Source organism: Enterococcus olivae, from assembly GCF_053760925.1.
Genome location: NZ_JBSMVT010000003.1, coordinates 1 through 15,511, shown reverse-complemented (window position 1 = coordinate 15,511; position 15,511 = coordinate 1). Strand labels below are relative to the sequence as shown.

10 protein-coding genes and 1 pseudogene are annotated in these 15,511 nt (G+C 43.7%); all 11 read left to right on the top strand.

Annotation, left to right across the window (positions count from 1 at the left end):
* Nucleotides 1-42 precede the first annotated feature (42 nt).
* Nucleotides 43-3,576: a transcription-repair coupling factor gene (gene mfd, locus ACWODM_RS03455; RefSeq protein ID WP_455319976.1), complete on the top strand. Its 3,534-nt coding sequence runs from the start codon at nucleotides 43-45 to the stop codon at nucleotides 3,574-3,576.
* A 15-nt stretch (nucleotides 3,577-3,591) separates the two neighbouring features.
* On the top strand, nucleotides 3,592-5,181 hold the full coding sequence (locus ACWODM_RS03450; RefSeq protein ID WP_455319975.1) for a putative polysaccharide biosynthesis protein: 1,590 nt from the start codon (nucleotides 3,592-3,594) through the stop codon (nucleotides 5,179-5,181).
* Nucleotides 5,182-5,448 (top strand): RNA-binding S4 domain-containing protein, encoded by a 267-nt coding sequence (locus tag ACWODM_RS03445; protein WP_455319974.1) that lies wholly within the window; start codon nucleotides 5,182-5,184, stop codon nucleotides 5,446-5,448.
* A 72-nt stretch (nucleotides 5,449-5,520) separates the two neighbouring features.
* Nucleotides 5,521-5,958, top strand: a complete 438-nt coding sequence (locus ACWODM_RS03440) for an FtsB family cell division protein (protein WP_455319973.1) — start codon at nucleotides 5,521-5,523, stop codon at nucleotides 5,956-5,958.
* 192 nt (nucleotides 5,959-6,150) lie between these two features.
* Complete coding sequence (locus ACWODM_RS03435; protein WP_455319972.1) at nucleotides 6,151-6,603, top strand: S1 domain-containing RNA-binding protein; 453 nt, start codon at nucleotides 6,151-6,153, stop codon at nucleotides 6,601-6,603.
* An 87-nt stretch (nucleotides 6,604-6,690) separates the two neighbouring features.
* A complete protein-coding gene (gene tilS / locus ACWODM_RS03430) occupies nucleotides 6,691-8,061 on the top strand; it encodes a tRNA lysidine(34) synthetase TilS (protein ID WP_455319971.1) in 1,371 nt (456 codons plus the stop codon).
* A 169-nt stretch (nucleotides 8,062-8,230) separates the two neighbouring features.
* Nucleotides 8,231-8,779, top strand: a complete 549-nt coding sequence (hpt, locus tag ACWODM_RS03425) for a hypoxanthine phosphoribosyltransferase (RefSeq protein WP_455319970.1) — start codon at nucleotides 8,231-8,233, stop codon at nucleotides 8,777-8,779.
* Between the two features lie 67 nt (nucleotides 8,780-8,846).
* Nucleotides 8,847-10,851 (top strand): annotated as a pseudogene (ftsH, locus tag ACWODM_RS03420) (ATP-dependent zinc metalloprotease FtsH); the annotation flags it as partial.
* 222 nt (nucleotides 10,852-11,073) lie between these two features.
* Nucleotides 11,074-11,964 (top strand): Hsp33 family molecular chaperone HslO, encoded by an 891-nt coding sequence (gene hslO / locus ACWODM_RS03415; protein WP_455319969.1) that lies wholly within the window; start codon nucleotides 11,074-11,076, stop codon nucleotides 11,962-11,964.
* A gap of 1 nt (nucleotide 11,965) precedes the next feature.
* Nucleotides 11,966-12,967 carry a tRNA dihydrouridine synthase DusB gene (gene dusB, locus ACWODM_RS03410; protein ID WP_455319968.1) on the top strand — a complete coding sequence of 334 codons (1,002 nt, stop codon included), beginning with the start codon at nucleotides 11,966-11,968 and terminating at the stop codon, nucleotides 12,965-12,967.
* 298 nt (nucleotides 12,968-13,265) lie between these two features.
* On the top strand, nucleotides 13,266-14,759 hold the full coding sequence (gene lysS / locus ACWODM_RS03405; RefSeq protein ID WP_455319967.1) for a lysine--tRNA ligase: 1,494 nt from the start codon (nucleotides 13,266-13,268) through the stop codon (nucleotides 14,757-14,759).
* Nucleotides 14,760-15,511 lie beyond the last annotated feature (752 nt).

The following is a 15,511-nucleotide window of genomic DNA, read 5'->3' as shown; positions in this document are numbered from 1 at the left end:
GAAGAAAAAATAAATACCTTAGCAACAACTAGGAGGCAAGGAATGGATTTACTTACTTTAATAGAAAAAACGCCTTTCATCAAACAGTGGCATCAAGGGATGGAAGAAGGCATGCAGCGGCAACTGATTACAGGTTTGGCAGGCTCTGCAAAAACACTGGCGATTGCCAGTGCCTACCAAAAATTCCAACAGCCAACTGTTGTAGTGACAGCGAATCTGTACTATGCCAATCAGTTGGCAGAGGATTTACGTCAGGTCATTGACGAGGTCTATCTTTTTCCGGTAGACGAAGTCTTATCAGCGGAAATGGCCTTTACTTCACCTGAAGCCAAAGCAGAACGAGTACAGACCCTACATGCGATCGCCTCCAATCAAACAGGAATCTATGTTTTGCCGATCGCTGCTGTACGCAAATTTTTGCCAGTGATCAGTACGTGGAAAAGTGTGCAGCTGAGCTGGCATACTGGCGATGAGATCGATCTGGAAAATCTGCCGCAGCAATTGGTATTGATGGGCTATGAACGTCAGTCAATGATCGGCAAGCCTGGTGAATTCAGTATTCGTGGAAGTATCGTGGATATTTATCCGATAAACAGTGAATACCCGATTCGTATCGAATTGTTCGATGTTGAGATCGATTCGATGCGCTATTTTGATGTGGAGACCCAACGCTCTGTCGGTAATATAGAAGAGACTTTGATTTTGCCGACAACAGAATTGGTTTTTTCAGAGGAAAATCTGCGTCAGGGAAGTAAAAAAATGCAGGAGCTTTTGACGAAGCGCTTGTCTGTGACGAGTGATCCGACAGATAAATCATTCTTGTCAGATTATTTTGGACAGCTAATTGCTTCGTGGGAAGCCGGGATCCCTGGTGATACTGCTCATTTTTACACAGATTTGCTTTACCAGGAAAAGCAAACCATACTGGATTATTTTTCTAAAGAGACGCTTTTAATTGTTGATGATTATGCTCGAGCAATGGAGACCAATCGTGAGATCGAGCGTGAAGAAGGCGAATGGCATACACAAAAGCTGGAGGAGCTGCGAGTCTTCTCTGAGCAAGCGTTTGGCATCAAGGTCCATCAGTTGTTTCAGCAGTTGACCTTTACGACGACGTATTTTTCTTTGTTCCAAAAAGGCATGGGTAATCTGCGCTTTCAAGCGATCCACAATGCACAATACCGTCCGATGCAGCAGTTTTTTGGACAGATGGGTCTACTGAAGGTCGAAGTCGATCGTTGGGAAAAACAACAACAGACGGTCGTTTTTCTAGTAGGAACTGGAGAAAGAGCCAAAAAGCTGGAGCAGGATTTTAGAGATCACGACATTTATGCTGTGACGACTACGCCGGATCGAATCTTTGCTGGTCGTTCACAAATCGTGGCAGGGACACTGCAAAACGGCTTTGAACTACCACAGGATCGTCTGGTGATTGTAACAGAACAGGAAATGTTCCAAAAGGTCACCAAAAAACGTGCACGTCGCCAAACAGTGACCAATGCTGAGCGGTTGAAAAGCTATAATGAGTTGAAGACTGGAGATTACGTGGTCCATGCCAACCACGGGATCGGAAAATACGTTGGGATGCAGACCTTGGAAGTTGATGGTGTCCATCAGGATTACATGACCATCGTCTATCAAAATGAAGACAAGCTGTTTATTCCGGTCACCCAATTGAACTTGATCCAAAAATATGTCGCCTCAGAATCGAAGACCCCTAAAATCAATAAACTAGGCGGCAGTGAATGGGCGAAAACCAAGCGCAAAGTGTCTAGTAAGATCGAAGACATCGCGGATGATCTAATCCAGCTTTATGCCAAACGTGAGGCGGAAAGAGGTTATGCCTTTGCCCCGGATGATGGTTATCAAAAAGAATTCGAAAATGCCTTTCCTTATACTGAGACGGAGGATCAACTCCGCAGTACAACGGAGATCAAGCGTGACATGGAAAAAGAAAAGCCGATGGATCGCTTATTAGTTGGCGATGTTGGTTTTGGGAAAACGGAGGTTGCTCTGCGTGCAGCCTTTAAGGCGATCAAAGAAAGCAAGCAAGTGGCAATTCTAGTGCCGACAACGATCTTGGCACAGCAACATTACGAGACAATGGTTGATCGTTTTGAAAACTTCCCAGTCAATATTGGGTTGCTGAGTCGTTTTAGAACGAAAAAACAACAAACGGAGACCATCAAGGAAATCAAGACTGGACAAATTGATATCGTCGTTGGTACTCATCGTTTGTTGTCGCAGGATGTGGAATTTGCAGATCTAGGTTTGTTGGTGATCGATGAGGAGCAACGCTTTGGAGTCAAACATAAAGAACGTTTGAAGCAGCTACGCTCGCAGGTCGATGTTTTGACTCTGACAGCCACACCGATTCCAAGAACCTTGCATATGTCAATGTTGGGCGTGCGTGATCTGTCTGTGATCGAAACACCGCCGGAAAATCGTTATCCGATCCAAACCTATGTGATGGAAAGTAATCCAGGAGCGGTTCGTGAAGCAATCTTGCGAGAGATGGCTCGCGGTGGGCAAGTGTTTTATCTTTACAATCGGGTGGACACGATCGAGAAGAAAGTTGATGAGCTGCAGATGCTGGTTCCAGATGCTCGGATTGGCTATGCGCACGGTCAAATGACAGAGATTCAACTGGAAAATACCTTGTTTGACTTTATTGAAGGACAGTATGACGTGCTGGTCACGACTACGATCATTGAAACAGGAGTGGATATCCCGAACGCCAATACTCTTTTTGTAGAAAATGCGGATTACATGGGTCTATCTACCTTGTATCAATTGCGGGGACGTGTGGGGCGAAGCAATCGCGTTGCTTATGCCTACTTTATGTATGAACCGCAAAAAATCTTGAACGAGGTCAGCGAGAAGCGTCTACAGGCGATCAAAGATTTCACTGAACTAGGTTCAGGGTTCAAGATTGCCATGCGCGATCTTTCAATTCGTGGTGCAGGAAATCTGCTGGGAGCCCAGCAGCATGGCTTTATTGACTCGGTCGGCTTCGACATGTATTCACAAATGCTTTCAGAAGCAGTCGACCGCAAACAAGGAAAAAATACCCAGACAGAGAAATCCTCAGTGGAGATCGACTTGGGGATCGATGCCTATTTGCCATCCGAGTACATTTCCGACGAACGTCAAAAAATTGAGATCTACAAACGAATTCGCGAATTGGAAGGGATGGAGGCTTTGGACGAGCTGCAGGATGATCTGTTGGATCGATTTGGTGACTATCCAGATGAAGTGGCGAATCTGCTAGTCGTCGGGGAAATCAAGATGAACGGAGACCGTGCCTTGCTGGAAACGATCCGCAAGCATGGACCAATCACTCAGTTTGTTTTGAGCAAGGCGGGCACCAAGGCTTACTCGGTGGAACAACTATTTGAAGCCCTATCGGCAACCAAGCTGAAAGCGACACTAGGTGTGGAGAAGGAGCAAATGCAGATTAAGCTGACCGTTCCGAAAACGATGTCGGAAATGGTCTGGTTGCATGAGGTCCAGTCATTCGTCAAAGCGTTGCGCGAAGAGCGTTATCAGGAAAAGCTTCAACAAAAGCAAGGATAGAAAGAAGGAGTAGTCGTGGCTCGAAATCAAATGAAGACGATGATGCAGGGAGCTTTGGTGTTGACGATCGCTTCTTTCGTTGCAAAATTATTAAGCGCCGTGTATCGCGTACCCTTTCAAAATCTTGTGGGGGACGAAGGTTTTTACGTCTACCAACAGGTCTATCCAGTCTATGGCATCGCCATGACTTTGGCACTGTCCAGCTTCCCTCAATTTATCTCGAAGATCGTGGCCAGTCATCAGGAACCAAAAATTCGGCAACAGTTGCTGGACGAGTTGTATCCTTTAGTATCTGGACTCGCCCTTTTGCTTTGGGCCGGCACTTTCTTCTTGAGTGGTTTTTGGGCGACGATCATGGGAGATGTGGCCTTGAAGCCGCTGATCCAGGTCGTATCGTTTGCTTTTCTTTTGATCCCGCCATTGTCTTTTTACCGAGGACATTTCCAAGGGCATCTGCTGATGGTTCCCTCGGCAATTTCTCAGGTAGTTGAGCAATTTCTGCGGGTAGGGGTCATTTTGTTGGCGGCCGCCCTGTTTCGTTCGTGGCAGCTGTCGATTTATCAAGTGGGAACCTTGGCGATGGCCGGCGCTTTTGTCGGTGGAGCTGTTGCTTGGCTTCTGCTGGCTCGTTATGACAGAAACATTTTTGGAATCAAGCATCGTTTTGGGAAAATTTCTTTCAAGTCCTCGATTTCTGCTGAAATGCGTCGGCGATTTTTGATTGAAGGCAGCTTGCTCTCGATCTATAGTGGTTTACTGATCTTATTCCAGCTGATCGATTCCTTTTTTATCATCAATGCGCTGGAATTGGGTGGAGTAGCCACACAAAGTGCACGGATCGCCAAGGGAATCTATGACCGGGGACAACCTCTTGTGCAGTTGGGTCTGGTCGTAGCAACGGCCTTGAGCGCCACTTTTTTACCTGCATTGACCAAGTCTTTGATTGAAAGAAAAGGAACACAGTTTTTAGAATCAGCCAAAATCTATCTCCGCCTGACTGTCGGTTTGGCATTGGCTGCTTCGAGTGGTTTGGCTTTTCTGCTGCCGTACATCAATCGGGCACTTTTTAAAGATCAGGTAGGAAATCTCGCACTGACTTTGTTTGTATTTTCGATCGTACTGACTGCTACGATCCAAGCCTATCAGAATATCGCCCAGAGTCAGGATCGTTTTCGTGGTTCGCTAAAAGCAGCAGGATGGGGACTTTTGGTAAAGATGTTGACGACCGGGATCTTGACCGCTCTGTTTGGAACTGTTGGTGCGAGTGTGGCGACCTTGGCAGGTCTGCTAGTGATCTTAATTTACTTAGTTTCTAAAGAAAAAGCGCAGATCAACGCTTTCTGGACGGAACGTCAATTTGGTAGGAAGCTGTTGCTGTGTGCAGTCGGGATGTTACTCGGCTTATTCATTAGTTTTTATGTTCTGACAAGTCTTACAGGTCCCGTTACTCAACGTGGTCAGGCGCTTTTGTTTAGTCTGATAGGGGTAGCGATCGGTGGGACGTTCTTTATCCAGTTGGCGATCCGTCTGCGTTTGCTGACGATCCGAGAGTGGTTGTTGTTGCCTTTTGGTAAAAAAATATTGCGATTTACGGGAGGAAAATAAATGCGTTTAGATAAGTTTTTAAAAATTTCAAGAATCATCAAGCGTCGTTCTGTTGCGAAGGAAGTGGCTGACAAAGGACGGATTCAAATCAATGGAAATCTTGCGAAATCAAGTAGCTCTGTTAAGGTTGGAGACCGTCTACGCATTCAGTTTGGTCATCGGATCATGGAAGTAGAGGTCAAAGAATTGCACGAATCGACGAAAAAAGAAGATGCGGCAAAAATGTATGAAATACTATCAGAAACAAGAGTCGAAAATTTCGAGTAAATTACGTTAGACAAGCGTTTCGGTTGTTGGTATAATAAGAAAGACCGTCAAGAAAGATTGGAGCGAGTTGTTGTGAGCAAAGAAAAAAAGAACAACGTACAAATTTTAGATACCGAGTATGCCAAAAAACAGTATGCAAAGTATGCGCAACAGCATCGGCAAATCATTTTCAGGCGCCGTCGCTTGTTCGTTATTTTTGCGGTGTCACTTGTTGTCTTTGTCAGTGTAGGAATCTCCTTGTTCAATGATTATCTGCGCTTGCAAAAATTGCAGGATGTCCAGCAGGAGACGTTAGTGAAAAAGGAAGAGGTCGATCAGAAAATGACTGACCTGAACCGAGAAGTGGCCTTACTGCAAGATGAAGATTATGTCGCTAAGATCGCTCGTGACCGTTTCTTGTATTCGCTGGATGGAGAATTGATTTTCCCACTGCCGGGTAATGAAGCTGCTGCCACTACCGAAACCACGTCTAGTACAGAAGAGACTGAGACCACAGAAACATCGGAATAATCGAGGGAACAGCGTTTGTTCGAGACGATACACATTGTACCGTGCACAGCGTTCAGGAATGTCATAGAGCGTCCTGACGCGATAAGCATAAATAAAACCGTAGGAACTATGGGGCTTGCTTGGTTTTCCAAGAATCCTGCCGCTGCAGGAAGTTTTCAAGAAAGGGACAAAAATTAGGAGGAACATTTTTTTATGTCAATCGAAGTTGGAGCGAAAGTAAAAGGGAAAGTGTCAGGGATTACGAATTTTGGAGCATTTATTGATTTAGGTGGGGGAAAAACAGGACTTGTTCATATCAGTGAAGTATCAAATGGTTTTGTCAAAGACATCAACGAAGTATTAAAAGTCGGGGATGAAGTCACTGTTCTTGTTACGACAATTGGAAATGACGGGAAGATCGGCTTGTCTATCCGTAAAGCAGAAGATAAACCAAAAGAAGAAAAACGTGACTTTCCAAAAAAAGAGTTTAATCGATCAAGTCAAAAGAAATCATTCCCACGTAACAATCAAAACAATGCAGGGAACAATAAACAAGACTTCGATTCATTAATGAGTTCATTCTTAAAAGATAGTGACGATCGTTTGTCATCACTACGACGCAACACAGAAGGAAAACGCGGAGGCCGTGGTGGTCGTCGCAACTAATGACTGAATCTGAACAGGCCAAGGGGGATCAATGGAAATTGATGGCGTCTCCCCTTGCCTGTTTTTCGTTTTTGAGGAGGTAGCTGAATGCTGGTAGACAAATTGACCAATCTGATACAGGAAAAAGACTTGTGGAAACCGCAGGAACGTATTCTAGTAGCAGTTTCGACAGGTGTGGATTCGATGGTCCTCTTACATAGTTTGGAACAAATGGAATATCATCTAGGTGTCGTTTATGTCAATCATCAGCTACGTGCTGCTTCAACACAGGAAGAAGCTTTTCTGACAGATTATTGCCAGGAGCGGGGCCTCCCCTTGTATAAAACACGCTGGGAGAATCCAGCTGCAGTGGGTGTAGAGGCAGCAGCTCGAGATTTCCGCTATGCTTTTTTAAAAAAAGTCATGACTGAGCAAGGCTATGATGTCCTATTGACAGCCCATCATGCAGACGATCAGATGGAGACGATCCTGATGAAGCTAGTACGCGAAGGGAATTTTTTCAGTAGCAGCGGGATTCGTTTGACACAACCTTTTGGGCAAGGACGTTTGGTACGCCCTTTACTAGAAACAACGAAAGAAGAAATTTTGGCGTACAGTCAATCGAACAAAATTACCTATTTTGAAGATGAGACGAATACCTCGTTGGAGTTCCAACGAAATCGGCTGCGCCAGCAAGTGCTACCAGTGTTGAAAAAAGAAAATTCGCTGGCTAGTCAGCATTTTCAACAATGGTCTCAGCAGATGCTCTGGGGGCAGGAGATCATTCAGGAGCAGCAAAGAAAATGGTATCAAGAGAGTGTGACAAGAACTCGACAGGAGCTTCAGATCGCTGTGTCGTATTATCTTAGATTATCCGCAGCACAGCGCTATTTCTTTTTGCAGGGGTTGGGTCAGCAGGAATTGCCCATCAGATTGTCTGAGAAACAGCTCCAGCAGCTGATGCTACTTTTGGAAAAGCCGGTCGGTCAATGGCAAATAGATTTGTCGGATAACTGGGAAGTACAACGCGTGTACGAGCAGCTGGTCTTTCGAGAAAAACAATCGCTACCGATAATAGAACCGTTGGAAGCAACACAGCTTTCTTTAGGAGAACAGCTTTTTTTATCTGAAACAGAATGGTTAGGCTTTTTTACAGTAGGTGAGGAAAAAATTCCCGAAAAAGTCAAACTTTGGTCAGAATATCGCCAAGAATTAACGCTAAAATTTCCTAGTGATATCTGCCTGCGGAAACGTCAACCAGGCGATAAAATTGCTTTGACTCCACACCTGACCAAGAAAATCCGGCGTTTTTTCATCGATAAAAAAATTCCTCATGAAGAGCGAGAGAAAACATGGATCGTGACAAATCGTAAGGGAGAGATCCTAGGTTTGCTGCCATACGCTTTTTCCTATTTGAGTATTGCGAAAGAAACTGATAAAATACACTACGTACTTCTTTATTGCAGAAAGAGTGAATAAGAAGTGATAGAGATCAAAAATTGCATAGCTATTTTTTTATTTAATTAAAAAAATGAACCATTCGAACGATGGGGATTGCTTGAAGCTGATGAGGAGCAGGTTGTTCCAAAAAATTTGCCCAAGCGTAATTGTTCAAAATATCAGGAGTGAAAGTTGAGAGGAGAAACTTATGTTAGAGAAAGACATTGAGAAAATCTTAGTGACCAGAGAAGAGATTCAGCAACGTTGTGCAGAGTTAGGGAAAGAATTGACAAAGGATTATGCAGATAAAAATCCGTTGGTCGTTGGTGTTCTTAAAGGAGCTGTCCCTTTTATGGCAGACATCGTACGTGAAATGGATTGTTTCCTAGAACTGGATTTTATGGATGTCTCTAGTTATGGAAATGCTTTGGTTTCATCCGGAGAAGTCAAGATCGTTAAGGATCTGGATACGAATGTTGAAGGCAGAGACATGCTGATTGTTGAAGACATTATCGACAGTGGTCGTACCTTGGCTTACCTAGTAGATATGTTCAAATACCGTAAAGCAAAATCCGTACGCATCGTCACACTTTTGGATAAACCAGAAGGACGTGTCGTGGATATCGAAGCAGATTACATTGGTTTTGATGTGCCAAATGAGTTTGTTGTTGGTTATGGTTTGGACTATATCGAACAATACCGCAACCTTCCATACGTAGGGGTATTAAAACCAAGTGTATATCAAACAAAAGATTGACTATTCGCTGAAAAACTATGATACAATGTAATGGTCAAAAAAAGACAAAGTGGTAAGGAGGACCCGTATGAACAAGAAGAACAACGGAACAGTAAGAAGTACCTTGTATTATGTGCTGATTATTTTAGCAGTATTCATGGTTTTCTACTTTTTCGTAGGGAATGGTGGAAACCAAATGCCCGAAATAGAGTATTCCAAATTCACTGAACAATTGGAAGACGGCGAAATCAAAGAATTCAAAGTTCAGCCTGCAAACGGTGTGTACCGAATCGTAGGGGAATACAATAATGAACAAACAATCGATAACAACAACGGATTGCCCGTTTTAGGATCAACTGAATCAACGACGACCCGTTTTACAACAATCGTTTTACCGAACGATTCGACATTGAATGAGATCACTGCTTTAGCAGGTGAGAATTCTGTCAAAACGACCGTTGAGGAAGAATCCAGCAGTGGCATTTGGTTGTCACTGTTACTGAGTTTTCTGCCGTTAGTGATCATCATTTTCTTCTTCTACATGATGATGGGGCAACAAGGCGGCGGTGGCGGCGGTGGCGGCCGTGTGATGAACTTTGGCAAGTCGAAGGCGAAAGAAGCCGACAAAACAGCCAATCGTGTCCGCTTCTCTGATGTAGCCGGTGCAGAAGAAGAAAAACAAGAGCTTGTTGAAGTGGTGGAATTCCTGAAGGATCCCCGCCGTTTCTCTGAATTAGGTGCTCGTATCCCGGCAGGTGTTCTGTTAGAGGGACCTCCAGGAACCGGTAAAACTTTGCTTGCGAAGGCCGTTGCTGGTGAAGCAGGCGTACCTTTCTACTCGATCTCCGGATCTGATTTCGTAGAGATGTTCGTCGGAGTCGGCGCTAGCCGTGTCCGTGATTTGTTTGAAACAGCGAAGAAAAACGCTCCTGCGATCATCTTTATTGATGAGATCGATGCTGTAGGTCGCCAACGTGGTGCCGGTATGGGCGGCGGACATGACGAACGTGAACAAACCTTGAACCAGTTATTAGTTGAGATGGATGGTTTTGGTGGGAATGAAGGCGTGATCGTCATTGCTGCAACCAACCGTTCAGATGTATTGGATCCTGCATTGCTACGTCCAGGACGTTTTGACCGTCAGATCCTTGTGGGTCGACCAGATGTCAAAGGTCGTGAAGCAATCTTGCGTGTCCATGCTCGAAACAAACCGTTGTCTGATGATGTTGATTTGAAAGTCGTTGCCCAGCAAACACCAGGCTTTGCCGGTGCAGATCTGGAAAATGTCTTGAATGAAGCGGCACTGGTAGCAGCGCGCCGTAACAAGAAAAAAATCGATGCTTCGGATATCGATGAAGCTGAAGACCGTGTGATTGCCGGTCCAGCCAAGAAAGACCGCGTAATCAGTAAACGTGAACGTGAGATGGTTGCTTACCATGAAGCCGGTCATACGATCGTTGGTCTGGTCTTGAGCCGTGCCCGTATCGTTCACAAAGTAACAATTATTCCTCGTGGTCGCGCAGGTGGATACATGATCGCCTTGCCAAAAGAAGATCAAATGCTAATGACTAGAGACGATATGTTTGAACAAATCGTGGGTCTGCTCGGCGGACGTACTGCCGAAGAAATTATCTTCAACGTACAGTCAACAGGAGCGTCCAATGACTTTGAGCAAGCGACAGCGCTAGCCCGCAGCATGGTCACTGAATATGGAATGAGTGATAAACTTGGACCTGTTCAATACGAAGGCAACCATCAAGTCTTTATCGGACGTGATTATGGTCAAACCAAAGCATACTCTGAACAGGTTGCTTTTGAGATTGACCAAGAAGTTCGTAGCATCTTGATGAAAGCTCATGCGAAAGCGCGTGAGATCATTGAAGAACATCGTGAACAACACAAACTGATCGCAGAAAAACTACTAGAGGTTGAAACTTTGGATGCCAAAGCGATCAAATCATTGTTTGAAACAGGCAAGATGCCTGAAGGTTCAGAGAATGGCGGATTCCCAAGTGAAAAAGCCCAATCTTTTGAAGAAGCTAAACGTGCATTGGAAGAAAAAGATGCAGAGAAGCAAGCGGAGGATGCAAAAGAACATTTTGCGGATCTTCGTGAATCTCAAACAGACGAGTCTGAATCAGAAACAACTGAAAAATCAGATGAAAATCATTCTGAAGAATAAAGAAGCAAGGCTGTGGCAAACCTGCCACAGCCTCTTCTCTTGTCATTTTTGAACAAACAAACTGTAAAGTTGAAAAAAATTACAGATACTAGTATGATTCACTAGTAAATCAGTGAAGGAGCGAGAAAAAGCGATGAAAGATTATTTAGTAAAAGCCTTGGTTTATGGAGGCGCTGTTCGAGCGTATGCTGTCAATGCCACAGCAACAGTAGCAGAGGCACAACGTCGTCACGATACATGGAATACAGCTTCGGCTGCCTTAGGTCGTTCGTTAGTAGGGGGACTTTTGCTAGGAGCAACCGTCAAAGGTGAAGATAAAATGACTGTCAAGATTCAAGGAGACGGTCCAGCTGGTGCCATCATCATCGACAGTAATGGAAAGGGCGATGTTAAAGGTTATGTCCAAAATCCGCATATCAACTTGCCTTTGAATGAAAAAGGGAAAATCGATGTTCGAGGCGCGGTTGGAACGAACGGTGTCTTTACTGTGATCAAAGACTTGGGATTAAAAGAACCTTTTTCTGGACAGACTCCAATCGTTTCTGGAGAATTAGGGGAAGATTTTACCTATTATTTAGCAGTTTCAGAACAAGTTCCTTCAGCGGTTGGCTTGAGCGTACTGGTCGACACCGATGATTCGATCAAGACAGCTGGTGGTTTTATGTTGCAAGTCATGCCAGGAGCCAGTGAAGAGATCATTGAAACACTAGAGGAATGCTTGAAGGATCTGCCAAATGTTTCTTCTTTGTTGGATGAAGGAAAATCGCCAGAAGATATCTTAGCGGTCATTTTTGGAGAAGAACCGATCCAATTTTTGGAAGAACTACCGGTTCAATTCAACTGTGAATGTTCAAAAGAAAAATTCAGCACGGCGATCCTGACTCTGGGAACCAGTGAGATCCAAGCCATGATCGATGAAGATCATGGAGCGGAAGCGGTTTGTTCCTTCTGTGGCGAAAAATATCATTTTGACGAAGCAGAATTGAATGGTCTGATCGAAGAAATTACTGGAGGCAAGAAATAAAATGACGCATGCATGGAAAATCGGTAATGTAGAGATCCCTAATCGTGTCGTTGTTGCTCCGATGGCAGGAATCTCCAATTCGGCTTTTCGTGTCACGGTCAAAGAAGCGGGAGCCGGTATGGTCGTTTGTGAAATGATCAGTGACCAAGGGATTCAAATGCGCAACAAAAAAACATTGAGTATGTTACATATCGATGAAACGGAGCATCCGTTAAGCCTACAGATTTTTGGTGGAAACAAAGACTCTTTAGTAGAAGCAGCAGCATTTGTTGCTGAAAATACAACAGCCGACATTATCGATATCAATATGGGATGTCCGGTAAATAAAATTATTAAAGCCGAAGCTGGAGCCAAATGGCTGCTGGATCCCGACAAAGTCTATGAAATGGTTCATGCGGTCTCTTCAGCTGTTGATAAACCAGTGACCGTCAAAATGCGGATCGGTTGGGATGAAGATCATGTCTTTGCGGTACAAAACGCACAGGCTGCTGAAGCTGCAGGTGCTGGTGCGATCGCCATGCATGGTCGGACTCGTGTACAGATGTATGAAGGCAAAGCCGATTGGGATGTCTTGAAGGAAGTCAAAGACAGCATATCGATTCCTTTTATGGGTAATGGCGACGTTCGCACGCCAGAGGATGCTAAGAAGATGTTGGAACAGGTGGGCTGTGATGCAGTTATGATCGGGCGAGCAGCGCTAGGGAATCCTTGGATGATTCGCCGTACCAAGCATTATTTGGAAACAGGTGAGCTGATCGCTGAACCAACACCAAGAGAAAAAATTGCCACAGCGATCCTGCATTTTGATCGTTTGATCGATCTCAAAGGAGAAAAAGTCGCTTGTCTGGAATTTCGTCAGCATGCTGCCTACTATTTGAAGGGAATCTCACGGGCGGCAAAAGTCAAAGCGGCGATCAATCAATCTGAAAATCGTGAGACCACTGTTGGATTGTTGGAAGGATTTCTGGAAAAAATTGAAAAGCAGCCAATAAAAAGCTCTTAAGATCAAATGGCTATTTATTTATAAAGACTTTAAGTAAGCAATCACTATCCAGTGCATTGGTTTCTAGTAAGGAACAACCATTGCCATTCAATAGAGGAATTTTAATAGAAACAATTACTTTCCACACGAGTGAGTCGGTCGTATTGCTGATTTTAAGCAAGGCTTTCTCGCAATGGAGTGGCTGTGAATGGGAATGATTCTAGCGAAAAATCAAGTCGAGGGAGAACTTCGACTTGATTTTTTTTCTTAACATTGGCATTATAGAAAGGAAACATATCAGAGAACGGAGGAAGAACTCGTGACAGAGGAACGACAAACACAAGAAGAATTAAATGATCAAATGCTGGTACGTCGTCAGAAGATGGAGCAACTGCGAGAAGAGGGCATTGATCCATTTGGTCAAAGATTTGACCGTACCCATAATTCTGTCGAGTTGCATGAATTATTTGAACCACGTACAAAAGAAGAACTGAATGAAATGAATCTTACTGCTAGCATTGCAGGACGGATCGTAACCAAACGCGGAAAAGGAAAAGCTGGTTTTGCGCATTTGCAAGATCGCGAAGGCCGGATTCAAATCTATGTCCGCAAAGATGCAGTCGGCGATGAAGCCTATGACGTATTCAAGCATGCTGACTTGGGAGACTTTTTCGGCGTGACGGGTCAGATCATGAAAACAAATACTGGTGAAATTTCAGTAAAAGCCAGCGAGATCAAGATTTTATCCAAAGCTTTACGCCCATTACCGGATAAATACCATGGCTTGACAAATATCGAACAGCGCTACCGTCAGCGTTATTTAGATTTGATCAGTAACAAAGACAGCTTTGACCGTTTTACAAGACGCAGCCAGATCATCAGCGAAATTCGCCGTTATCTAGATGGTCAGGGTTACCTTGAAGTTGAAACGCCTGTTTTACATAACCAGGCAGGTGGTGCAGCAGCTCGTCCATTCATTACACATCACAATGCACTAGATATGGATCTGTATTTGCGGATCGCATTGGAATTGCACTTAAAACGTTTGATCGTTGGTGGAATGGAAAAAGTATATGAGATCGGTCGTGTTTTCCGTAACGAAGGAATCGACACTACCCACAATCCGGAATTTACAATGCTGGAATGTTATACTGCGTATACCGACTATCAAGATATCATGGATTTGACAGAAGGAATCATCCGCAATGCTGCTGAAAAAGCTTTAGGTACTGCGCATATCATTTATGATGGTCAAGAGATCGATTTGGCTTCCGATTTTAATCGTTTGCACATGGTCGATGCAGTCAAAGAAAAAACTGGCGTTGATTTCTGGAAAGAAATGTCTGTAGCTGACGCACGAGCACTAGCGAAAGAACATCATGTGGAAGTAACAGAAGCGATGAGCGTCGGTCATATCATCAATGAATTCTTTGAGACGTTCGTTGAAGAGACCTTGCAACAGCCAACCTTTGTCTATGGACATCCGGTAGAAGTTTCTCCGTTAGCCAAGAAGAATCCTGAAGATGGTCGTTTTACTGACCGTTTTGAGTTATTCATCGTCGGTCGTGAATTTGCCAATGCCTTTACAGAATTGAACGATCCTGTTGATCAAAGAGAACGTTTTGAAGCACAAGAAAAAGAACGTGAAGCAGGAAATGATGAAGCACATGGTGTGGACGAAGATTTCTTAGAAGCATTGGAATACGGTATGCCTCCAACTGGTGGTTTAGGAATCGGAATTGACCGTTTAGTGATGTTGTTGACAGATGCGCAATCTATTCGTGATGTTCTATTGTTCCCAACAATGCGTTGATTTTAAAAGTCTTTAAAAGTCGCAGATTTTTTATCTGTGGCTTTTTCTTTATCATTTAATAAAAATTGGGGAAATCGATAGAAATAGTTAAAGGAAAACGAACGATATAAACAGGTGTTGTTCCAAATAATCGGAATTGAAAAAAAGAGAAAAAAAAGCTTGTAAATTCATTGACCACAGGGGATTTACTTGGTATATTATTACTTGTCTTAATTGACGAGGGAAAGTTTTTCTTTTTCGAGAAAAAAAGATTGACCTTCGACAAAACAGATGATAGTATAACAAAGTTGCTAAATTACTGATTGGATGTTTTCGCTGATTTAACAGCAAAAAGAATTCAAAAAAGTAGTTGACAGATAACAAGTCATTTGTTAAGATAATCAAGTCGCTGAAAACAGCACATCAGAAAGTTGAAATGTTTCTGAAAAAAACTTTTATAAAGTGGTTGACATTCATTGTTCAACCTGATATGATATAAAAGTTGCTAACGCAGCACGACGTAGACCTTTGAAAACTGAACAAAGCAAGCAAACGAACCAATGTGTAGGATGCTTCTATTAGATAGAAGCAAACACAACAAAGCAAGCAGTAATGCTAGCAAACGTTATTTTTATGAGCTTAACGGTCGCAAGATCGTTTCAACTTTTTATTATGAGAGTTTGATCCTGGCTCAGGACGAACGCTGGCGGCGTGCCTAATACATGCAAGTCGAACGCTTCTTTTTCACCGAACTTCGGTTCATCGAAAAAGAG

What these genes read in the sequence shown, in the direction of transcription:
- mfd (WP_455319976.1), top strand. Translation starts at nt 43, where the DNA reads ATGGATTTACTTACTTTAATAGAAAAAACGCCTTTCATCAAACAGTGG.
- ACWODM_RS03445 (WP_455319974.1), top strand. Translation starts at nt 5,182, where the DNA reads ATGCGTTTAGATAAGTTTTTAAAAATTTCAAGAATCATCAAGCGTCGT.
- dusB (WP_455319968.1), top strand. Translation starts at nt 11,966, where the DNA reads ATGACGCATGCATGGAAAATCGGTAATGTAGAGATCCCTAATCGTGTC.
- hpt (WP_455319970.1), top strand. Translation starts at nt 8,231, where the DNA reads ATGTTAGAGAAAGACATTGAGAAAATCTTAGTGACCAGAGAAGAGATT.
- hslO (WP_455319969.1), top strand. Translation starts at nt 11,074, where the DNA reads ATGAAAGATTATTTAGTAAAAGCCTTGGTTTATGGAGGCGCTGTTCGA.
- ACWODM_RS03435 (WP_455319972.1), top strand. Translation starts at nt 6,151, where the DNA reads ATGTCAATCGAAGTTGGAGCGAAAGTAAAAGGGAAAGTGTCAGGGATT.
- tilS (WP_455319971.1), top strand. Translation starts at nt 6,691, where the DNA reads ATGCTGGTAGACAAATTGACCAATCTGATACAGGAAAAAGACTTGTGG.